The 20,573-nt window shown below is 60.1% G+C and carries 17 protein-coding genes and 1 pseudogene; 6 read left to right on the top strand and 12 right to left on the bottom strand.

Features of this window, described 5'->3' with window-relative positions; all coding sequences use genetic code 11:
- Positions 1 to 19 precede the first annotated feature (19 nt).
- From AC0IXS_RS26045 to AC0IXS_RS26030, 4 genes are all read right to left on the bottom strand, one after another.
- Positions 20 to 1,846 (bottom strand): glycoside hydrolase family 15 protein, encoded by a 1,827-nt coding sequence (locus AC0IXS_RS26045; protein WP_471826058.1) that lies wholly within the window; start codon positions 1,844 to 1,846, stop codon positions 20 to 22.
- Positions 1,839 to 2,639 carry a glucose 1-dehydrogenase gene (locus tag AC0IXS_RS26040; RefSeq protein ID WP_122410809.1) on the bottom strand — a complete coding sequence of 267 codons (801 nt, stop codon included), beginning with the start codon at positions 2,637 to 2,639 and terminating at the stop codon, positions 1,839 to 1,841. Before AC0IXS_RS26040 ends, AC0IXS_RS26045 begins: the two co-directional genes overlap by 8 nt.
- 81 nt (positions 2,640 to 2,720) lie before the next feature.
- The gene (locus tag AC0IXS_RS26035) at positions 2,721 to 3,758 is read right to left on the bottom strand and encodes an NADP(H)-dependent aldo-keto reductase (RefSeq protein ID WP_122668191.1); all 1,038 of its coding nucleotides are present in this window, start codon (positions 3,756 to 3,758) and stop codon (positions 2,721 to 2,723) included.
- Between the two features lie 120 nt (positions 3,759 to 3,878).
- Entirely contained in the window at positions 3,879 to 5,690 is a 1,812-nt protein-coding gene (locus tag AC0IXS_RS26030; protein WP_471826056.1) for an ABC transporter ATP-binding protein, read from the bottom strand.
- Positions 5,691 to 5,782: 92 nt separating this feature from the next.
- On the opposite strand from AC0IXS_RS26030, the gene AC0IXS_RS26025 reads away from it, so the two are divergent.
- A complete protein-coding gene (locus AC0IXS_RS26025) occupies positions 5,783 to 6,208 on the top strand; it encodes a DUF1810 family protein (protein WP_191957440.1) in 426 nt (141 codons plus the stop codon).
- A 132-nt stretch (positions 6,209 to 6,340) separates the two neighbouring features.
- On the opposite strand, the gene AC0IXS_RS26020 is transcribed toward AC0IXS_RS26025, so the two are convergent.
- From AC0IXS_RS26020 to AC0IXS_RS26010, 3 genes and pseudogenes are all read right to left on the bottom strand, one after another.
- Complete coding sequence (locus AC0IXS_RS26020; RefSeq protein ID WP_122668188.1) at positions 6,341 to 7,414, bottom strand: DUF1615 domain-containing protein; 1,074 nt, start codon at positions 7,412 to 7,414, stop codon at positions 6,341 to 6,343.
- Between the two features lie 81 nt (positions 7,415 to 7,495).
- On the bottom strand, positions 7,496 to 8,404 hold the full coding sequence (gene glsB / locus AC0IXS_RS26015; protein WP_004885243.1) for a glutaminase B: 909 nt from the start codon (positions 8,402 to 8,404) through the stop codon (positions 7,496 to 7,498).
- 54 nt (positions 8,405 to 8,458) lie between these two features.
- Positions 8,459 to 8,623 (bottom strand): annotated as a pseudogene (locus AC0IXS_RS26010) (ABC transporter substrate-binding protein); the annotation flags it as partial.
- Positions 8,624 to 8,737: 114 nt separating this feature from the next.
- Between AC0IXS_RS26010 and AC0IXS_RS26005 the strand changes: the two are divergent.
- Together AC0IXS_RS26005 and AC0IXS_RS26000 are read left to right on the top strand one after the other, a co-directional pair.
- The gene (locus AC0IXS_RS26005) at positions 8,738 to 10,858 is read left to right on the top strand and encodes a TonB-dependent siderophore receptor (protein WP_057408080.1); all 2,121 of its coding nucleotides are present in this window, start codon (positions 8,738 to 8,740) and stop codon (positions 10,856 to 10,858) included.
- Positions 10,859 to 10,882: 24 nt separating this feature from the next.
- Positions 10,883 to 11,611, top strand: a complete 729-nt coding sequence (locus AC0IXS_RS26000) for a DUF4198 domain-containing protein (RefSeq protein ID WP_122668186.1) — start codon at positions 10,883 to 10,885, stop codon at positions 11,609 to 11,611.
- Between the two features lie 113 nt (positions 11,612 to 11,724).
- Here the strand turns inward: AC0IXS_RS26000 and AC0IXS_RS25995 are convergent, their stop codons facing one another.
- The 5 genes from AC0IXS_RS25995 to AC0IXS_RS25975 all read right to left on the bottom strand — a co-directional run bounded on the left by AC0IXS_RS25995 (position 11,725) and on the right by AC0IXS_RS25975 (position 16,940).
- Positions 11,725 to 12,672 (bottom strand): IS110 family transposase, encoded by a 948-nt coding sequence (locus tag AC0IXS_RS25995; RefSeq protein ID WP_057409210.1) that lies wholly within the window; start codon positions 12,670 to 12,672, stop codon positions 11,725 to 11,727.
- Between the two features lie 441 nt (positions 12,673 to 13,113).
- On the bottom strand, positions 13,114 to 14,280 hold the full coding sequence (locus tag AC0IXS_RS25990) for an acetyltransferase domain-containing protein (protein ID WP_122668185.1): 1,167 nt from the start codon (positions 14,278 to 14,280) through the stop codon (positions 13,114 to 13,116).
- A 92-nt stretch (positions 14,281 to 14,372) separates the two neighbouring features.
- On the bottom strand, positions 14,373 to 14,933 hold the full coding sequence (locus AC0IXS_RS25985) for a gamma carbonic anhydrase family protein (RefSeq protein ID WP_004885233.1): 561 nt from the start codon (positions 14,931 to 14,933) through the stop codon (positions 14,373 to 14,375).
- An 11-nt stretch (positions 14,934 to 14,944) separates the two neighbouring features.
- Positions 14,945 to 15,850: a GTP cyclohydrolase FolE2 gene (gene folE2 / locus AC0IXS_RS25980; protein WP_057408076.1), complete on the bottom strand. Its 906-nt coding sequence runs from the start codon at positions 15,848 to 15,850 to the stop codon at positions 14,945 to 14,947.
- 181 nt (positions 15,851 to 16,031) lie between these two features.
- Positions 16,032 to 16,940 (bottom strand): LysR substrate-binding domain-containing protein, encoded by a 909-nt coding sequence (locus AC0IXS_RS25975; protein ID WP_057408075.1) that lies wholly within the window; start codon positions 16,938 to 16,940, stop codon positions 16,032 to 16,034.
- Between the two features lie 200 nt (positions 16,941 to 17,140).
- Here AC0IXS_RS25975 and AC0IXS_RS25970 point away from each other — a divergent pair, with 200 nt between their 5' ends.
- From AC0IXS_RS25970 to AC0IXS_RS25960, 3 genes are all read left to right on the top strand, one after another.
- A complete protein-coding gene (locus AC0IXS_RS25970; protein ID WP_057408074.1) occupies positions 17,141 to 18,661 on the top strand; it encodes an ABC transporter substrate-binding protein in 1,521 nt (506 codons plus the stop codon).
- 68 nt (positions 18,662 to 18,729) lie between these two features.
- Positions 18,730 to 19,647, top strand: a complete 918-nt coding sequence (locus tag AC0IXS_RS25965; protein ID WP_004885229.1) for an ABC transporter permease — start codon at positions 18,730 to 18,732, stop codon at positions 19,645 to 19,647.
- 8 nt (positions 19,648 to 19,655) lie between these two features.
- A complete protein-coding gene (locus AC0IXS_RS25960; protein WP_057408073.1) occupies positions 19,656 to 20,564 on the top strand; it encodes an ABC transporter permease in 909 nt (302 codons plus the stop codon).
- Positions 20,565 to 20,573 lie beyond the last annotated feature (9 nt).

Below are 20,573 nucleotides of genomic sequence, written 5' to 3'. Positions count from 1 at the left end.
CCCCATATTACCAAGTGAATCAGGGCTGCCAGAGCGCCTGACCACCGCCGAGCTTGCGGTCGAGGAAACTGGCCGCACTGATCAGCGCCAGATGACTCAGCGCCTGCGGGGTATTACCGAGATGACGGGCATGCGGGTCGAACTCTTCGGCGTACAGACCCAGCGGGTTGGCGTAGCGCAGCAGTTGCTCGAACTCCAGGTGCGCCTGACCGACTCGCCCGGCGCGGGCCAGGCATTCGACGTACCAGAACGAACAGGCGACAAACGCGCCCTCTTCGCCTGCCAGGCCGTCGTCATGATCGTCGTCGTTGCGATAGCGGAACACCATGCCGTCACGCACCAGCGTGCGCTCGATGGCATCCAGGGTCGCCAGCCATTTGGGATCGCTGGCACCGACAAAACGCACCAGCGGCATCAACAGCATCGAGGCATCCAGATTGCGGCTGCCCTTGTGCTGCACGAAATGCCCCAGTTCGTCGTTCCAGAAATTTTCCCAGATGTCGTCGTGAATCTGCTCGCGCACCTTGGTCCAGCGCTCGAAAGGCCCGGACAGCGAACGCTTGAACGCCAGGCGCAACGCCCGGTCCAGCGCCACCCAGCACATCAGCCGCGAATGCAGAAAGTGCTGATCGCCGCCGCGCATTTCCCAGATGCCCACGTCCCGGTCACTCCAGTGCTCGCAGACGTAGTCCACCTGACGCACCACGTGCTTCCAGCCATCATGGGAAATGGCGTCGCCGTACTTGTTGGCCAGATAAACGGCGTCCATCAGTTCGCCATAGATATCAAGCTGCGTCTGTTCGTAGGCTTCGTTGCCGATGCGCACGGGTAACGCGCCGCCGTAGCCGGTCAGGTGGTCGAGGTGTTCCTCAGGCAGCTTATCGTGACCGTCCAGGGCATAGAGAATGCCCATCTTCTGCGTGTTCTCGCAGCTGTCATCCAGCCGACCGCGCATCCAGCCCATGAAAGCGTTGGCTTCGTCGGTATAGCCCAGCCGCATGAAGGCGTACACGGTGAAGGATGCATCACGGATCCAGGTGTAGCGGTAGTCCCAGTTACGCTCGCCGCTGGGGGTTTCCGGCAGGCCGAAGGTCGCCGCGGCGATGATGCCGCCATGCTTGCGCGACGTCAGCAGCTTGAGTGCCAGCGCCGAGCGCATGACCATCTCGCGCCAGCGGCCCTTGTACTCGGACTGTCCCGCCCAGCGACGCCAGAACGCCAGGGTGTCGTCGAAATAGCGTGAACACTTGCCCGCCGCCACGTGCGGATCGTCGACACCGCCGAGAATGAATTCGATGGTCTGGCCCTTTTCCATCTGGAACTCGGCGACCGCTGCGTCGTGTTCCACATGCAAAGGCGTTGCCGCAGACAGACGCATGCCGGGCTGGCCCTCGGCCTGAAAGCAGACGTCATTGCCGTCCTGATGCGCGATGGTCTCGGCGCGACTGTAATCCATGCGCACCTTGCAGCGCATGCGGATCGTAGCCTTGCCGAAGCGCACCTGAACGCGCCGCACGATGCGCGGCAGGTCGTCCTGATCCTCGCCGATAGGCATCAGATCAGTCACTTCCACGACCGCTTCTTCTGAAATCCAGCGGGTCTGCAGCACGTTGGTGTCCGGCAGATAAATCTGCAGGCGCCGCGCATCGGGCAGGTCTGGCGCCAGCTGAAAGATGCCCGCGTCGTTGGTGTCCAGCAATGCGGTAAAGATCGAGGGACTGTCGAAATCCGGCCAGCAGCAGAAATCGATGCTCCCGGTGTCGGCGATCAGCGCAGCACTGCGCATGTCGCCAATGATGCCGTGGTTCTCGATCGCGTTCTGCGCCTCTTCTGGAAAGTCAGCCATTGCCGCGGAACTCCGGATAAAGGGTCATGCCGCCGTCGATAAACAGCGTCGTGCCATGCACGTAATCCGAAGCGTCGGACGCCAGCCAGACAACAGCATTGGCCACGTCTTCCGGCTCGCCGATGCGGCCATAGGGAATCAGTTCGAGCATTTTCTTTTCTGCATCGCCCTGCCGCGCGTCGGCATTGATCGGGGTGCGGATGGCGCCAGGCGCAATGCTGTTGACGCGAATCTTCTGCTCGCCTACTTCCTGAGCAATGCTGCGCATCAATAGATCGACGCCGCCCTTGGAGGCCGCGTAGTTGACGTGCCCCGCCCAGGGAATCAGCTGGTGCACCGAACTCATGTGAATGATCTTGCCCATTGCCCGTGACACATCCTTGCGCATGCCCTGGCTGATGAACTGACGCACGGCAGCGCGGGCACAGAGAAACTGGCCGGTAAGGTTGACGTTGATGACCGTGTTCCAGTCCTCAAGGCTCATGTCGACGAACGCGGCGTCCTTTTGCAGACCCGAGTTGGCGAACAGGATGTCCAGCGCACCGAACTGCTCGATGGTCTGGGCAAACAGCCGCTCGACCTCATCTTCCTTGGAAACGTCGGCACCCACGGCGATTGCCTGCCCGCCCGCCGCACGAATTTCTTCCGCGAGCTTTTCAGCAGGTTCAGCCTTGGAGTGGTAATTGATCACGACCGCCGCCCCGGCATCTGCCAGAGCGCGTGCAGCCGCAGCGCCCAGACCGGAACTGGCACCGGTGACGAGTGCGACTTGTTGCTTGAGAGAGATATGCATCGAATTTCAGCCTCGAAGTCTGCTAGGGCATGCGTTAGATGCTGACTGGCGAGGCTGAAAGTTAGTTCAGTGGCGTTTCGCTTACGGAGCCGGATTAGGCTGGGAAACGTGGATGGCTTCGATCCCGGCAATCACGTCGTCGGACAGCGTGACATCAATGCTCGCCAGATTGACAGCCAGTTGATCCAGCTTGGTGGCGCCGATGATATTGCTGGTCACGAAAGGTCGACTGGTCACGTAGGCCAGTGCCATCTGCGACGGGTCCAGGCCGTGCTCGCGGGCCAATGCCACGTACTTGGCCGTCGCGCTGACGGCCTGTGGATTGTTGTAGCGCTGGAAGCGTTCGAACAGGGTCAGACGACCGTCTGCCGGACGTGCGCCGTCCAGGTATTTGCCAGCCAGAACACCGAACGCCAGCGGCGAATATGCCAGCAGGCCGATCTGCTCACGAATGGCGATTTCCGCAAGGCCCACTTCAAAGGTGCGATTCAGCAGGTTGTAAGGGTTCTGAATCGACACGGCGCGTGGCAGGTCCAGTTTTTCAGCCAGATGCAGAAAACGCTGGGTGCCCCATGGCGTTTCGTTGGACAGGCCGAAATGACGAATCTTGCCCGCCTTGACCAGATCGCCCAGCACCGACAGGGTTTCCTCGATCTCGACCGACTGATCGTCCGGGTCGTGGGTGTAGCCCAGAACACCGAAGAAGTTGGTCTTGCGGTCCGGCCAGTGCAACTGGTACAGGTCCAGATAATCAGTGTTCAGACGCTTGAGGCTGGCATCCAGCGCGGCGGTGATGTTGTGGCGGTCCAGACGCGGGTTGCCATCGCGGATATGGTCCATGCGGCCCGGCCCGGCAACCTTGCTGGCCAGCACCCAGTCGCTGCGGTCGCCGTACTTCTTGAAGTACTCGCCGATGATGCTTTCGGTCTTGGTGTAGGTTTCGCCACGCGGCGGCACCGGGTACATCTCGGCGGTGTCGAGGAAGTTGACGCCAGCCTCTTTGGCCATGCGAATCTGTTCGAATGCCTCTTCCTGCGTGTTCTGCTCGCCCCAGGTCATGGTGCCCAAAGTGATGGCGCTGACCGACAGGTCAGTCTTGCCCAATGAACGAAATTGCATTGATGACTCCATCCGGTTTCAGAAAAAAAGCACACAGGGGTGCCATAAAAACGAGCCCTATAAAACGCCTGTCGATGATGCACTGCAAGGACTTTTGTCGCTTTTCATGACAGTCTTCATTTAGCGATAGCCCTGAGCCTGCAGGTCGAAAAGCGCGGCGTAGCGGCCTTGTGCCTCGATCAGGCTGTCATGGCTGCCGCGTTCCAGGACCTTGCCGTGTTCCAGCACCACAATGTGTTCGGCGTTGCGTACGCTGGAGAAACGGTGGGAAATCAGCAGGGTCATGCGCCCCTTGGCGTACTCGCGGAAATGATCGAATACTGCCGCTTCCGCCCCGGCATCCAGCGCGGCCGTCGGCTCGTCGAGAATCAGAATGTCGGCGTCGCGGCGCATGTACGCACGTGACAGCGCAATCTTCTGCCATTGGCCACCGGACAGTTCCTGGCCGCCCGCGAACCAGCGGCCCAATTGCGTTTCGTAACCCTTGTCGAGCTGTTCGATGAACTGCGCAGCCATGCCTTGAGCTGCGGCTTCGCGCCAGCGGGTTTCGTCGTGAAACGCTTCAGTGTCACCGACGCCGAGGTTTTCGCCGACCAGAAACTGGTAGCGAATGAAGTCCTGAAAGATCACCCCGATACGGGTACGCAGCGCTACTTCATCCCACTCCTGAAGGTCGCTGCCGTCGAGCAGAATGCGCCCGTGATCGGGCTTGTAGAGACGGGTCAGCAGCTTGATCAGCGTGGTCTTGCCGGAACCGTTTTCGCCGACCAGCGCCACGCTGCGGCCCGGCGCCAGATGCAGGTCGATATGCTCCAGTGCAGGACGGCTGGTGCCGGGATAGGTGAAGCTCACGTCTTCGAAACGCAGGCCATCACTCGGCAAGGCGCCGTACGTCAGACTTCCGGCTGGCACGACGACCGGCTGGGCGAGGTAGACATAAAGATCGGCCAGGTACAGTCCGTCCTCATAAAGCCCACTGATCGCGCTGAGGCTGCTGCTGACGGCGGCCTGCCCCTGTTTGAACAGCACCAGGTACATGGTCATCTGGCCGAGCGTGATACGGCCGTGCACCGCATCGACCACCACCCAGGCGTAGGCCAGATAAAACGCGGCAGTGCCCAGCAAACCGAGTAAGAAACCCCAGCCGTCGCGGCGTACGGTCAGGCGACGGTCTTCGGCGTACAGTCGCTCGAAGGTCTCGCGATAGCGCTTGAGCAGCAGCGGCGCGAACCCGAAAAGCTTGACCTCCTTGATGTAGCCCTCGTGAGAAAGCAGCGTTTCGATGTAGTTCTGGCGGCGTGTTTCCGGAGCGCGGCGGGTGAACAGACGGAATGCATCACCGGAAAAATGCGCCTCGGCAAAGAACACCGGCAATGCGCCGAGCACCAGAATTACCAGCGCCCAAGGTGAGAAATGCACCAGCAGCACGGCAAAGCTGATCAGCGAGATCAGGTTCTGCAGCAGGCCCAGCGATTTGGTGACCAGCGCCAGCGGTCTTGTCGAGGCCTCTCGCCGCACGCGCACCAGCTTGTCGTAGAACTCCGAGTCCTCGAACTGCATCAAAGACAGGGTCTGGGCCTTTTCCAGAATCAGGGTGTTGACCTTCTGCCCCAGCAGTACCCGCAACAGCGCCTGCTGCACCGACAAGCCGCGCTGCGCAGCGGCCAGCAATGCCAGCACGCCCGCCTCGAACAGCACGTAGCGCAACACTGGCCAGAGCGGCGCTTCGCCGGTGCTGGCATGCAATTGCATGGCGCTGACCACGGCATCCACAATGCGTTGGCCCAGCCAGGCGGCCAGCGCGGGCAACAGGCCGGCCACCAGCGTGGCAAGAATCAGGCCCAGCGACAGCCATCTGGAGGTGGTCCAGACCAGTTGCATTGCCCGAAAGGCCTGCTGCATGAACGACGAAAAACGCTTGAAAACGGGCATACGCAATAGAACTCTTGATACCGGACCAACCCCTGAAGGTCGGCCATCATACGGCCGCAAACGCAGGCTCGCTCAAAAACAGGAGGCTCATCGTGAACGATGCTTACAACCTGCAACGCTTTGTGGAGGCTCAGCAACCGGTATTTGCACAGGTGCTGGCGGAGCTTGAAGCCGGGAAGAAACGCAGCCACTGGATGTGGTTTGTGTTTCCGCAGATCCGTGGCCTGGGTCGTAGCGATATGGCCCAGCGCTATGCCATCAGCAGCCTCGATGAAGCACGGGCCTATCTGCAACATCCTGTACTCGGCCCACGCCTTGAACAGTGTGCCCACCTCATCGCCCCACAGGTAGAACGTACGGCGCGACAAATATTCAGTTCGCCTGACGACCTGAAGCTGCATTCGAGCATGACCCTGTTCAAACTCGCAGCGCCTGACCGGCCGGTGTTTCAGGAAGTGCTGGATACGTTCTTTGACGGTGAGCCGGATGCGATGACGGTGAAGCTGGCAGGCGGTTGAATCGGTTTTCACAGTAGACATCTGGCTGTGGGAGGCGGCTTGCCGGCGATGCTTTTTCTCAGTTGATCCGCCGGTGGCTGGTCTGACGCAATCGCCGGCAAGCCGCCTCCCACAGGTATGCATTTGGCTTTGTTACATCCCCGCCGGAGCACGCTGTACGCAGCGCTCACGCCGGTCATCCACGCGCTCGGCGAACCAGGCGGTGGTCAATTTGCGGGTGATCTTGGGGCTCTTCAGGGTGATGCCAGGCAGAATCGCTCGGGGTAATGGCTTGCCGGCCGCTCTGTCGGCCATCGCAAACACCTTGCGGTACAGATCGGTTTCTTCGAATTCGAAGGTGTCGCCCTGCTTGAGCTGGCTCCAGATCTGCGATTTGTTCATGCCCAGCCGGTCACCCAGCGTGCGCACTGCCAGCTCTGTCGAACCCGGCGATGTGGAGTCGAAACGAATCAGGTCACCGTCGAACGCCAGATCGATGCCCGTCGCCTGACTCACCGCAGCCTGAAACGCGGCGTTGCGGCTCGCGTACCAACCGGCGTTGAAATCGGCGAATCGGTACAGGGTTTTGTCATAGCTCACGGGGTAGCCCAGCAAGTGCGCGATGCCGAAGTACATGCCGCCGCGCCGGGTAAACACCTCACGTCGGATGGTGCCATCGACCGTGTAGGGATAATCCTCGGAACGCTTCTCTGCGAAGGCAATGCTGACCTGCATCGGGCCGCCGGTCTTGACCGGATTGAAGTTGCCGAACAGCGCCTGCCCCAGCGGCACCATGCCGATGAAGTCATCGAAAATCGCGCTCAGCTCTTTCTCGGTGCGGGCCGCATCAAGACGCTTGCCGTAGGTCTTGCCATCGGGTGAGCGAACGCGCAGCGCGGTGGCGATCAAGGCATTCGGAATATGCAGACGCGCCGCACGCCGATCTATTTCGGCGCGTGCAATGCGTCCCATGTCAGGAACGGCAGGGTCGACCTGATAGGTTGACTCCTGCTCGGTCACGGCCAGTACCGAACAGACATTCTCGGTGGTCAGGGGGATTTTCTGCGCTGTGAAGGCCGCCTGGATGTCCGTGGCCCACGCCTGACGGTCGCTGACCGTGGTCGGCATCAGGCGCAGGATTCGCGCCCGCGCCTGATCAGGGCTCAGTTCGGGTTCCTGTGGTCGCTGCGTGCCGCACGCGGCCAGCAGCATCAATGCGACGCTCATCGTGAGCGATTTGAACAGACCTTGATTCAATCCTTGACCCCGCTACATGTGCTCTTCTGAGTCCGGACTCAGTGTCCTGCGTCAGAACACTGACCAGTCGATCCTCGCACTGAGCTTTTCCAGCGCAGCCATACCGACAAGCGAATTGCCCGCTGCGTTCAATTCCGGGGACCACACACAGACCGAGAACCGCTCTGGCACAACGGCGACGATGCCGCCACCGACGCCGCTCTTGCCGGGCAGCCCGACCCGGTAGGCAAAGTTGCCCGCCTCGTCGTAAAGACCGCTGGTGGCCATGATCGAGTTCAGTTGCGTGGCCTGTCGGGCGCTCAGTATCTGCTCGCCGCTGTGAATGCAGAAACCCTGATTGGCGAGAAAACCGAAGGCGCGGGCCAGGTCGATGCAGCTCATGCTCAGGGCGCAATGATGGAAATAGCTGCGCAGTACATCTTCAACATCGCCATGAAAGTTGTCGAACGACTTCATCAGGTACGCCGCTGCCGCATTGCGCGACCGATGCTGGTATTCGGATTCTGCGACTTTGGAATCGGAGGTGATCGACGGGTTGCCGCACAGGCGCCGGACAAAGTCACGCATCGACAACGAGGGCGCCGCGAAGCGGGCCTGGTTGATGTCGCAGATCACCAGCGCACCGGCATTGATGAACGGGTTGCGTGGCCTGCCCCGTTCGAACTCCAGCTGCACCAGCGAATTGAACGGCTGGCCGGAAGGCTCGTGACCGAGACGCTGCCAGATATCCTCGCCCGAGTGCCCGATGGCCTGCACCAGACTGAACACCTTGGAAATGCTCTGGATCGAAAACCGCGTTTCGGCATCGCCTGCGCTGAACATCTGGCCGTCGTTGCCGTACACCGCGATGCCCAGTTGATCGGGCCTGACGCCACCCAATGCCGGAATGTAATCGGCCACTTTGCCCTGACCGATCAAGGGTCTCACTTCATCGAGGATTTCGTTCAGCAGGTCTTGCATCTAAGCGCCCCTTGTTTTGGGTGCGCACACTACACCAACAACAGGCGGCTGGCATCATCGCAAGGTGATATCCCGACTCTTCTCGAATGCCTGCCGGTCCACCCGCTCTGCAACCTTGACGGCATGAGGAAAGATTTTCTTCTCGACGAACAGATCATCGACCTGCTGCAGGGCGTCGACGTCGCGGTCTTCGACCGGTTCCAGTGCCTCGATGCCCCACAGGATTTATCCGCGCCCGACGCCGAGAGGCCTGTTCGTTCCTGAGCAAATCCATATAGAAACAATTCTCATAAGAGATGTTATATTGTATCTATAACTATCAGGAAGTCTCACATGTCGTCTCGTAGAATTGCGTCTCTGGCAGGCTTGGCCATCGGGATGCTCGGCAATCCCGGTTTTGCGGAAGAACAACAAAAAACCATCGAGCTGGAAAGCGTCAACGTCACCTCCGACTATCAATACGAAACGGCAACCAGCCCGGTACAGGGCTATCGCGCAACCCGCTCCGCCACCGCAACCAAGACCGATACCGCGATCAAGGACATCCCGCAGTCGATCAGTGTGGTGCCTGCGTCGGTGCTGAAGGATCTGGGCAGCAACAGCGTCGATCGGGCGCTGGACTTCGCTGGCGGCGTGTCGAAGCAGAACAATTTCGGTGGTCTGACGCTCTACGAGTACAGCATTCGCGGCTTCACCACCTCCGAGTTCTACAAGGACGGTTTCAGCGCCAACCGTGGCTACCCCGCCACGCCCGACGCGGCGAACATCGAGCGTATCGAGGTCCTCAAGGGTCCCGCCGCCAGCCTGTATGGCCGTGGTGATCCAGGCGGTACCGTCAACATCGTCACCAAGAAGCCACAGCGTGAAGCCTTCACCACCCTGCAGACCAGCGCTGGCAGTTGGGACCGCTATCGCACGGCGCTGGACGTCAACACGCCGCTGGACGAGGAAGGCAACCTGCTGTCGCGGGTCAATCTGGCAGTCGAAGACAACAACAGCTTTCGCGATCATGTCGAAAGCAAACGGGTGTTCGTTGCGCCCTCCTTCAGCTGGCAATTGAATCCTGACACTCACCTGTTGGTGGAAACCGAGTTCGTCCGTCATACATCGACCTTCGACCGCGGCGTCGTCGCGCCCAACAACAAATGGAGCGGCGTGTCGCGCTCGACCTTTCTCGGCGAACCCGACGACGACATCGATAACGACAACAACATGGTCCAGTTCGCGCTGGATCATCAGCTCAATGACACCTGGTCGTTGCGCCTGGCCAGTCATTACAAACAGGGCGAGATGTCGGGTTACGCCAGCGAATCGCGTCCTCTGAGCGCCGACGGCCGCACCGTCAACCGCCGCTATCGTGAGCGCGACAACAATTGGCATGACAGCATTACCCAGCTTGAACTGCGCGGCCGTTTCGAGGGCATGGGCCTTGAGCACGAAGTGCTGATCGGCACCGAATACGAGAACTACCGCAAGAACGAGCGCGTCACCAACATCGCGCCGGTGGCGGGCACCAGCTATGCCATCGACCTTTACAACCCGGTCTACGGCCAGCCCAAACCCAACGGTGCCCGCTCAGGCACTGACTTCTTCGAACATGTCGAAAGCCGTGCGTTGAATCTGCAGGATCAGATTGTGTTCACCGACAAGCTGCGCGGGATGATCGGTGCGCGCTTCGAACATTTCGATCAGCAGATTGACGACTACACCACCAACCGGACGTCCGGCCAGCGGCACGACGCGTTCACTCAGCGTGCGGGGCTTCTGTATCAGCTCACGCCACAGGTCGGCCTGTTCACCAACGTCTCGACCTCGTTCAAACCCAATAACGGGCTCGACGCGTCAGGCAACACCTTCGATCCGGAAGAAGGCATTGGTTACGAAGCGGGTATCAAGAGTGAACTGTTCGATGATCGTCTGAGCACCACGCTGTCTGCGTTTCACATCGAGAAGGAAAACGTGCTGGCCCTCGACCCGTCCACTGACACCAACCGCGCCGTGGGTAAAGCGCGCAGCCAGGGTTTCGACCTGCAGTTCACCGGGCAAGTAACCGAAGCGGTTCGCGTGATCGGTGCCTTCGCTTACATCGACGCCGAAGTCACCAAGGGTGACCGCACGATCCCGACCGGCAGCCGAATCCTCGGCGTGGCAAAGCACAGCGGCAGTCTGCTGGGCGTCTACGAATTCCAGGAAGGCGTGCTGCGTGGTTCGGACGTCGGCGCCGCCTACACCTATGTCGGCGACCGTTCCGGCGAGTCAGGCACCCGCTTCGAGCTGCCTGCGTACCAGACCGTCGATTTGCTCGCCCACTACAAGGCCAGCGATAACGTGACCGTGGGGTTGAACCTCAACAATATTTTCGACGAGAAATATTATGAGCGCTCCTTCAGCAATTACTGGGTCGCACCAGGCGAGCCGCGTAACTTCACGGTCAGCCTCACGCTGAATCTCTGATCACCCAAACAACAAGGATGCATCATGCTTTCATCGAAACCGCTCGTGGCCCTGAGCCTGCTCAGCGCACTATTCGCCGCTCAGGTCAGTGCCCATGGATTGTGGACCGAACAGCGTCGCGGCAACATCGAAGTGGTCTACGGCCACGGCGCCGAGGACAACGCGTTCAAGGCGCAGAAAGTCAGCGGCGCCTGGGCGTATGACCTTCAGGGCCGGATGATTCCGGTGACCGTGCAACGTCTGGACGATCACGCGCGCCTGGTGCCGCTCAAGCCGCCGGCCGTGATGTCGGTCGCGCTGGACAACGGCATGTGGACCCGCAACGCCGAGAAGAAATGGATCAACGAGGGACGCAGCAAGGTGCCCAACGGCACCGACTCGATCCACACCTTCAAGTACAGCGTGGCCATCTACGAAGAAGGTGCGAAGCTGCCGACGTTCGAAAAGCTGAACTTCGTCATCGTGCCCCAGGCTGATCCGTTGAAGGTTGGCGTTGGCAAGCCGCTGCCGGTCAAGGTTCTGCTCGATGGCAAACCCGCTGCGGGTATCAAGCTGATCGGCGATTACCGCAGCGCGCCGGACGTGGTCAGCGCCGAGACCGATGCTCAGGGCCTGGCCACTGTGGTGGTGCGTAATGAAGGCTTGAACATCATCGCAGCCGAAGTGACGCTGCCGGTGAAGGACAACGCCGATATCGCCGAGCGTGGCCTGTTCACCTCGCTGACTTTCGTGGGTGAAGCGCACCACGATTGATGCCTGACACGCTGCGCTGATGCGCAGCGAACACAGGGTTGTGAGAGGCCTCTTTGCGACAGCGCTGTCGCGCAGCAAACCTCGTGGGAGATTCTATGGTTTTGGGAAACCCCTCAAGCCGCCTTTGATTGATATTCGCTCTGGGTTTTTAACAGGGCGAATACGACTCGAGCCATCTTCCTTGCCAGCATGACCAAGGCTTGAGTGGTGCTGAAGCCACGCTTTCTCTGCTCTTCATAAAACGGCTTCCACGCGGCTGTACGGCTGCCAGACATGGCCGCGTTATGAAGCAGCCGACGGGCTTCCGGATCGCCACGCTTGGTCAGGCGGCGCGGCCCGTCACTTTGTCCGGATTTGGACACCCTGAGGTCCAGGCCTAAAAAGGCGATGAAGGCGTTGGCGTTGCTGAATTCGCCTCGCTGAAAAGTAGTGACCAGCCGGGCCGCCGTCAGAAAGCCGATACCTTCTACTTTCATGCAACGACTGACCTGTCCCATCAACTCGGCTCGCTGCAGGACATCCTTGATCTTCTTCTCGACCAGCGCTTCAAGGCGCTTCATCGAATTGATCTGCGCCGCGAACGCTGTTTTCAACAGGGGCTCATTGGACCAGCTCTGAACCAGTCCGGTACGCGCCTGGACCAACGCCGCACGACGACGAAACAGGCTCAGCAACTGACGATAAAGCGGGCACGGCGGTACCCAAGGGTGCAGCTCGTCAGCCTCTTTCTTCAAATATCGGGCAAGCAAACGAGCGTCCAGCGCATCCGTCTTGGCGCGTACATTGACGCCTTTTCGGTAATGGCTCAGTTGGTAACCATCGATCATATAGATGGTGCAGCCGGCCTCATAAGCCATGTCGGCGAACAGTACGTGGTAGGTATTGGTGGCTTCGACAGCGATTGACACCGTTCCAGCCAAGGTACGCAACCACTTGCTGATAGACGCCTTGGTGTTGGGAATCGCTTCAAGTCGGTCGGACTGGTCCTGATAGATCACCAGCTCATTTTTGGCGACGTCTACTCCGACGACAGGTTTAGTCTGGGCAACCAGCATTGCCATGGCGCAATCTCCGGGATAAGGTTTGAGAACTTGAAGGGACCACCCAGAGGCGCAGGCTTGTTTCTATCGTAGGTCGCGAGCCATAAGCATTCTTTATCGGCGCTTGGGTGAAAGGAGGAGGGGTGAAATCTCCCACAGGTCTGTACTGCGCAAACAGTCAGAAGCGAACTGAGTCCCTCCTCCTCCCTTCAAGTCCTACCATACAAGCGGACTTGTCCGCGAAAAGGCCTGTACATCCGACGACTATTCATCGGCTGAACTACAGCATTCGCGGACAAGTCCGCTCCCACAAAATCCGGTTTCTTCAGCGGGTTACAGGTTGTTCGATAAGAGACGGCTTGCCAGCGATGCGTGTTTTCAGTCGACTTTTCAGTGACTGGCCTGACGTCATCGCCGGCAAGCCGCCTCTCACATTTAGATCCGTGTCATGACCGCACTGATTTACAAATACTTCAACCAGGTGATATCCCGACGCCGCGCCTTGAGTGATGCGAACCAGCGCACGGCGGGGAACAGCACCACTGCCAGCACAATGGACGTCAGCCAGACGCCCCACATGTGGTCGAAGCCGAAGTAGTTGCCCTGATTCTTGCCCCAGATCGCCAGTGCAATCAGGTACAGGATCTTCAGCACGTACAGGTGCAGCAGGTAGAAGAACATCGGTGCCGAACCCAGCACCACCAGCGGTCGCAGCCAGCCCTTTTCCTGACAGTGCTCGAAGGCGATCAGAATCAGCATGCCGATGCCCAGCGTCAGGCTGATGAACAGCAACGACGGCGGGTACTTGGTGATATTCAAAAAGCTCATCACGGTCTGTATTCCAGTCTCGCCCACGCTCCACGGTTTTTCACCGTAGCCGTTGATCAGGCGCAGCACCAGGAAGGCCTGCAGCGCACCCAGACCGCACATCCACAGTTTGGTGCGGCGTGACGCCGCGTCGTACCCCGCAGAGAACCACGGCCCTGCGGCGTAGCCCAGAGCAATGATGCCGATCCACGGCAGCAACGGGTAAGAGGTACGCAAACGCAGGTTGTCCGAGACGTCGATCCAGCCACGGTCATGCAGGATGGCCCAGGGAATGTGCATCGCCGAGTCGACGCCGAAGTGCAGCGAATCCAGCAGGTTATGACCGGCAATGATCACCACGCCAATCACCACCAGCGCCCAGCGGGGCAGGTAGACCATCGCCGACAGCGCCACCATGCTAAGGCCGATGGCCCAGATTACCTGCAGGTAGATCACGGTCGGCGGGAACTGGAAGGTCCAGGCAAAGCTCACCAGCGTGAACTCGAGGGCGATCAGGAACAGGCCGCGTTTGAGCAGGAATGCCGAAACGTCCGCCCGGCCGCTGTATTTCTCGCCATACAGGTAAGCCGAAAGCCCGGTCAGCAGGACAAACAACGGTGCACACAGGTGCGCCAGCAGGCGGCTGAAAAACAGCTCGGGCTCGGTGCTTGCCACCTCCATCGGGTCTAGCACCTGACGGTGCAGAAAGAAGGTTTCCCGCACGTGGTCCAGCAGCATGAAAAGAATGATCAGCCCGCGAAGAGCATCGATGGAACGCAGCCGGGAAGCCGGCGCACGTGAGGGATGAACAGCTGTCGTCATGAAGGGTCAAGGTCCGTGGGTGGGTGGGCGGTGTCGATTTTCCTGGCTGTTGCAGGCTCCCCGATCCAGAACGGGAAGCCCTTCGACCCTGTTTAAAACTCGTTCTGCAACGCCTTGTAGCCGCGCACCAGATCGATATTGGTGTGCGCCACGTCTTCGGAAAACTCCGAAGCCGAGATGCTCACTGGCGGGTATTGCGAAAGGTCGGTATTAGGCCCGATCCGGGTGGTGGACGGCACGTAAAAGTTTTCCGGCAGGTCGCGGCCGTCAACCACCGAGTTGTGGCGCACCACGCTGCCATTGCCGACCTGACAGTTGAAGAGCACGCTGTTGAAGCCGATGAACACCCGGTCACCGACCTGACACGGCCCGTGCACGATGGAGCGGTGGGCAATCGAAGTGAACTCGCCGATGGTCACTGCCGCGCCGGATTTGGAATGGATCACCACGCCGTCCTGAATGTTGGAGTTGGCGCCGATCACGATGGGTTCCATGTCGCCTGTGGCATCGACTTCATCGGCGCGGATCACTGCATAGGGGCCGACGAACACATTGTCCTTGATGATGACCTTGCCGCAGATGATTGCGGTCTTGTCGATGTAGGCGGATTCGGCAATCACCGGCAAATGGCCGGACGGGTTTTTACGGATCACGGTGGCAAGCCTCAGGTCAGGTAGTTGGACGTTTGTGCAGCAGCATCATGTGGGTGAAGGCTTTCGAAATGGCGCACGCTGACGCTGGAAGCGGCGTACAGGCCTTCCAGTGCCTGCTGGATCTTGCGGGCAGCGTCTTCGACGTACATCAGGTTCTGGCCGTTGAGCCGGGCGAATGCCTGCTCGTCGGCGCGCTTGACGGCGGTCTGGACCGGCGTCCCGAGAGCACGCTCGGTGGTGTCGATCAGTGCCATCAAACCAAGCTCGGTAGCGTGCTCCGGAATACGTACCTGAACCGTCGCCACGCTGCGCTGGCTGTGCGGCGTGGCCAGCGAGCCGTTGGCGCGCAACCAGTTCGCGACCTGCATGGTGTCGACAAAGGTCTGGCGGTCGAAATGAGCGATGAACGCGCTTTCCAGCAACTGTCGCGACAGCGCCGCCGAGCACGGGCAGGTAGACGAATAGGTAATGCCCACCGACAGATCCAGAGACAGGCGCCCCGCTTCCCAGATGCCTTCGAGCGTGACCGGATAGGATTTCCAGCCGCTGAGCCCTTCGGTGACCAGCGCAGGGCGGCGACACAGCAGGTTGAAATTCAGCCTGATGCGCGAGCGGGTCGAACGGCAACTGGCGTGGCTTTCCACCATCGCTTCAAGCAGGTCCGCCAAGGACGCGACGTTGAGCTCACGCTCTTCGGCAAAGCGGTCGAGCAGGCGATACAGCCGCGACATGTGAATGCCTTTGACACTCGGGTCGGCCAGATCAACATGCAGGTCCACAAAGGCATGCACCGAATGGCTGACACCCTCTTCGCTCAAACGTATCGGCACTTCGATGGCTTGCATGCCGACCCAGTCGAGAGCGATCAGGGCCGAAGACGCTTCCGTCAGGGCAACATCAGGGAGAGAGTTGTTCATGTGAGTCGGTCGTCTCGTTGGCTGGCCTCGCTTGGAACGCGATGCCTGATGTCTTGGGGCGTTTATCACCCCCACACAAATTCGTTACACTATAACATCATCAATACCAACAGCATCAACCGAACACGCAGCCCGCCCTGACCATAACGGACGCACTCGCCGGAAAATCCGGCTACAGGTTTCAGGTCTTCGTCAATTCCTCGATCAGAAAGTCCCGGAATGCCGACACGGCCGCAGGCAGGTTGCGCCCTGCCATGCTTTGCAGTTCGATGCGCCGCGCCTTCATGCCTTCATCGCTGATCGGCAGGGAAACGAGTTGTTTTTCCTGCACGCGCTTGTCCAGGGTCATCTCGCTGGACAGACTGATGCCGCCCTCCTCACTCACAAAGCGCAGCAGCGCACCGATGTAGTTGCTGGTCAGCACCGGATCGAACATCAGGCCCTGCACGCCGCAGCAGATGTCGAACAGTTGTCGCAGCGTGGTATCGGTGTTGGTCAGGGCAATGGCGTAGGGCTGCAACTCGGCCAGCGCCACTTCCTTGCGTGACGCCAGTGGATGGTTGGGGCTGACCACCGCACAGATCGCGCCGCTGTGCACGTGCTCGACCTTGATTTCATTCTGCGGCGTGAGGCTGAACGTCAGGCACAGGTCCGCGTCGCCCGAACGCACCCGTTCGGTAGCCTGGGCGGGTGCGCAGACTTCCATGGAAAAGTGGATGCCTTCATAGATTTGCCGGAAACGGGCGATGCATTGCGGTAGAAAGTCCAGCGCAAACCCTTCGGAACAGGCCAGCCGCACATGCCCCCGCTGCAACCCCTGCAGCTCGGTAATTTCCAGCACCACCTGCTCGGCTTCCAGCTGCGATTTGCGCGCGTAGGCAGCCAGCCGAGTCCCGGCCTCGCTGAGCACCATACCTCGCGCCTGACGCTCGAACAGCACGGCGTCCAACTCGCGTTCCAGCTTGCTGATCTGTCGGCTGACCGCCGAGGACGCGACATTGAGCCGGGTTGAAGCTTCGCTGATCGAACCGCACCGCGCCACTTCCAGAAAATAGCGCAGGGCCGTGGATTGAACGCCGTAGAGCTGCATGACGACTCCTGTGTTGCCTTTTTGGCAATGAAAGGTTCGAAATATTGTACTTGTGGCATTGATACGCTTTGCCTAGAGTCGTGTCGAGGCCGTCGGCTAGACCAAAAGAAAATCATGGCCGCTCAAGACATACCCCTCTTCTCGCATTTGCGATCCCACTGCCCTTTGATCCAATCACTTTGCCTTAGGGAGACAACGGCATGGGCATCAAGGGTTTCGCTCGCAGCATTGCGCTGTTGGGCCTGTTCAGCAGCTTTTCCGCCTTCGCCGGCAAGGCCGACGACACACTGGTTTACGCCTCCGACAGCGAGCCGGAAAACATCAGCCCCTACCACAACGACTTGCGCGAAGGCGTGATCCTCGGTCGCCTGATCTGGGACAACCTGGTCTATCGCAACCCCGACAACGGTCAATACGAACCGATGCTCGCAACCAGCTGGAAGCAGGTCGATGACACCACCATCGATTTTCAGCTGCGCGAAGGCGTGAAGTTCCACAACGGCGATCCGTTCACCGCCGACGACGTGGTGTTCACCCTCAACTACGTCGTGTCTCCCGAATCCAAAGTGGTCACAGTGCAGAACGTCGACTGGATCAAGAGCGCCGAAAAACTCGGTGACTACAGCGTCCGCCTGCACCTGAAAAAGCCCTTCCCGCCCGCACTGGAATACCTGTCCAACGCGGTGCCGATGTTTCCGAAAAAGTACTTCGAGCAGGTCGGGCTTGCAGGCTTCAGTCGCAAGCCTATCGGCACTGGCCCTTATAAGGTCATCGCCATCGCGACCGGCGAAGGCGTGAAGATGGACAAGAACCCTGACTACTTCAAGGACAGCCCGCAGGGCCAGCCAAAGATCAGCCACATCAACTTCCGGGTAATCGCCGACGCCGAAACACGACTCGCCGAATTGATGACCGGCGGCATCGACTGGACCTGGCGCGTTGCGCCGGATCAGGCCGAAAACCTCAAGGTCATGCCCAATCTGGTGGTCACCAGCGGCGCGACAATGCGCATCGGCTTTCTGATTCTCGATGCCCGCGGCACGTCTACGGCCGACTCGCCCATGAAGCACTTGAAGGTGCGCCAGGCGATCAACCACGCCATCAACCGTGAAGGTCTGGCCTCGCAACTGGTGGGCGGCGAAAGCAAACCGCTGCAGGTCGCCTGCTATCCGGGCCAGTTCGGCTGCGACACCACGGCAGCCACGGTCTACAACTACGACCCGGCCAAGGCCAAGGCGCTGTTGGCCGAAGCGGGTTACCCGAATGGTTTTGAGACCGAGATCTTCGCCTACCGCGACCGTGACTACGTCGAGGCGATCATCGGCAACCTGCGCGCCGTCGGCATCAACGCCAAGCTTCGCTACCTGAAATACGCCGCCCTGCGTGACCAGCAACGCGGCGGCAAGGTGCCGATGTCGTTCCAGGCCTGGGGGTCGTTCTCGATCCTCGACACGTCGGCCTCGGCAGGCACCTGGTTCAAGGGCAATCCCGACGACAACATCAAGGACCCGCAAGTCCAGGGCTGGCTGCAGACCGCCGACAATGCACTGGACCCGCAGGTGCGCAAGGACAACTACCGCAAGGCGTTGCAGCGCATCAGCGAACAGGCCTACTGGGCGCCGCTGTTCAACTACTCGATGAATTACGCCTACGTCTCGGACCTGAACTTCAAGCCGTACCCGGACGAGTTGCCGCGCTTCGTGTTGTCGAGCTGGAAGTAATGCCCTGAACGGGTGACCGCCCTCCGCGCGGCTCACCCCGTCATCCCATGGATACAAGGTCACGTGCCATGTCTGGATTTCTGCTGCGCCGCCTGGGCATTGCCCTGTGCGTCGCGATTACCGTCTCGGTGATCAGCTTTTCCCTGCTGCACCTGTCCGGTGATCTGGCCACCGCCATTGGCGGTCCGGAAGCCACCAGCGAGCAGATCGAACAGATCCGCGTGCAATACGGCCTCAACAAACCGCTGGTCACCCAGTATTTCGAGTGGCTGAGTGATGTGTTGCGGCTCGATCTGGGTGATTCGTTCTTCTTTCAGGAATCGGTCTACAACCTGATCGCGTCGCGCCTGTCGATCACCCTGGGGCTGGGCGCCATGGCACTGAGCATCGCGCTGTTGATCGCCATTCCGCTGGGCGTTCTGGCGGCAGTGAAACGCGACACCTGGATCGACCGGCTGGCGCTGAGCATCGCTGTTCTGGGTCAGGCGATGCCGAGTTTCTGGTTCGCACTGATGCTGATCGTGGTGTTCTCGGTGACGCTCAAATGGCTGCCCGTGTCGGGCAATTCAACCTGGGCGCACTTCGTGATGCCAGCCATTGCGCTGGGCTACTACGCCACGCCCGCCATCATGCGTCTGACCCGTGCCGGAATGCTCGACGTGCTCAATTCCGATTACATCCGTACCGCACGCGCCAAGGGCCTGCGCCCCGGCACAGTGCTGTTCAAGCATGCGCTGCGCAACGCGCTGATCCCGGTGGTGGCGCTCGCCGCCGTGGAATTCGGTTTCATGCTCGGCGGCTCGGTGGTCATCGAAACTGTGTTCTCGCTGCAAGGCATCGGCCAGCTGGCCTGGGACGCAATTGCCCGTGACGACTTCCCGGTGGTGCAGGCGGTGGTGCTGTTGATTGCCGTCATCTACATCGTCCTCACCCTGCTGGCCGATGTGCTCAACGCACTGCTCGACCCGCGCATCCGCGTGAAATAGGAGGTTCCATGAGCACAACCACCGCTTCGCCGCTGGTGATCAACGATTACCAGCCGCCCGCCAGAAGTGTATTGCGCACGTTGCGCCTGAGCTTCGGCCATCGCGGCTTTGCCATCGGTGCCGTATTGCTGCTGATCATCGTGCTAGGCGCGCTGTTCGCACCGTGGCTCGCGCCGTACGATCCTTACATCCAGGACGTGATGCTGCGCATGAAACCGCCGGTGTGGATGGCCAACGGCACCTGGGACTACGTACTCGGCACCGACAAGCTGGGCCGCGATTACTTGTCGCGGTTGCTGTACGGGGCACGCATTTCGTTGTTCATCGGGTTCTCGGCGGCGCTGATTTCCGGCGTCATCGGCACCATCATGGGCCTGCTCGCCGGTTACTTCGGCGGCAAGGTGGACGCCGTCATCAGCTACCTGATCACCACGCGTCTGGCGATGCCGGTGGTAATGATCGCGCTGGCCTCCGCTTCGTTGATCGGCGGTTCGCTGAAGGTGGTGATCATCCTCCTCGGCTGCCTGTTGTGGGACCGCTTCGCCGTGGTGGTGCGTGCTGCCGTGCAGCAGATTCGAGACGCTGAATACGTGGCCTCGGCGCAAGCCCTCGGCTGCTCGACCCTGCGCATTCTGGCCAGTGAAATCCTGCCCAATCTGGTCGGTGCGCTGATCGTGGTCGCCACGCTGGAAATGGCCCACGCCATCCTTCTGGAGTCGGCGCTGTCGTTCCTCGGCGTCGGCGTGCAACCGCCGATTCCGTCCTGGGGCCTGATGATCGCCGAAGGCAAGCCGTACATGTTCTTTTCCCCGTGGGTCATCGCCATTCCCGGTATCGCACTGATGGTGCTGGTACTGGGCATCAATCTGGTCGGCGACGGCCTGCGTGATCTGATCCTGCCCGACGGGCGCAACTGACAGAGGAGA

The sequence above is a fragment of the Pseudomonas sp. AC016 genome (assembly GCF_979253365.1).
The sequence above is the reverse complement of the archived record's forward strand: the minus strand, read 5'-3'. Positions and strand labels throughout refer to the sequence as shown.

Bases quoted from the DNA above. Each gene is read 5' to 3' on its own strand.
- AC0IXS_RS26000 (WP_122668186.1), top strand. From the start codon at position 10,883: ATGCTTTCATCGAAACCGCTCGTGGCCCTGAGCCTGCTCAGCGCACTA.
- AC0IXS_RS26045 (WP_471826058.1), bottom strand. From the start codon at position 1,846: ATGGCTGACTTTCCAGAAGAGGCGCAGAACGCGATCGAGAACCACGGC.
- AC0IXS_RS25995 (WP_057409210.1), bottom strand. From the start codon at position 12,672: ATGGCAATGCTGGTTGCCCAGACTAAACCTGTCGTCGGAGTAGACGTC.
- AC0IXS_RS26040 (WP_122410809.1), bottom strand. From the start codon at position 2,639: ATGCATATCTCTCTCAAGCAACAAGTCGCACTCGTCACCGGTGCCAGT.
- AC0IXS_RS26030 (WP_471826056.1), bottom strand. From the start codon at position 5,690: ATGCCCGTTTTCAAGCGTTTTTCGTCGTTCATGCAGCAGGCCTTTCGG.
- folE2 (WP_057408076.1), bottom strand. From the start codon at position 15,850: ATGAACAACTCTCTCCCTGATGTTGCCCTGACGGAAGCGTCTTCGGCC.
- AC0IXS_RS25975 (WP_057408075.1), bottom strand. From the start codon at position 16,940: ATGCAGCTCTACGGCGTTCAATCCACGGCCCTGCGCTATTTTCTGGAA.
- AC0IXS_RS25960 (WP_057408073.1), top strand. From the start codon at position 19,656: ATGAGCACAACCACCGCTTCGCCGCTGGTGATCAACGATTACCAGCCG.
- AC0IXS_RS25990 (WP_122668185.1), bottom strand. From the start codon at position 14,280: ATGACGACAGCTGTTCATCCCTCACGTGCGCCGGCTTCCCGGCTGCGT.
- AC0IXS_RS25970 (WP_057408074.1), top strand. From the start codon at position 17,141: ATGGGCATCAAGGGTTTCGCTCGCAGCATTGCGCTGTTGGGCCTGTTC.
- AC0IXS_RS25965 (WP_004885229.1), top strand. From the start codon at position 18,730: ATGTCTGGATTTCTGCTGCGCCGCCTGGGCATTGCCCTGTGCGTCGCG.
- AC0IXS_RS26020 (WP_122668188.1), bottom strand. From the start codon at position 7,414: ATGAGCGTCGCATTGATGCTGCTGGCCGCGTGCGGCACGCAGCGACCA.
- AC0IXS_RS26035 (WP_122668191.1), bottom strand. From the start codon at position 3,758: ATGCAATTTCGTTCATTGGGCAAGACTGACCTGTCGGTCAGCGCCATC.
- AC0IXS_RS26005 (WP_057408080.1), top strand. From the start codon at position 8,738: ATGTCGTCTCGTAGAATTGCGTCTCTGGCAGGCTTGGCCATCGGGATG.
- glsB (WP_004885243.1), bottom strand. From the start codon at position 8,404: ATGCAAGACCTGCTGAACGAAATCCTCGATGAAGTGAGACCCTTGATC.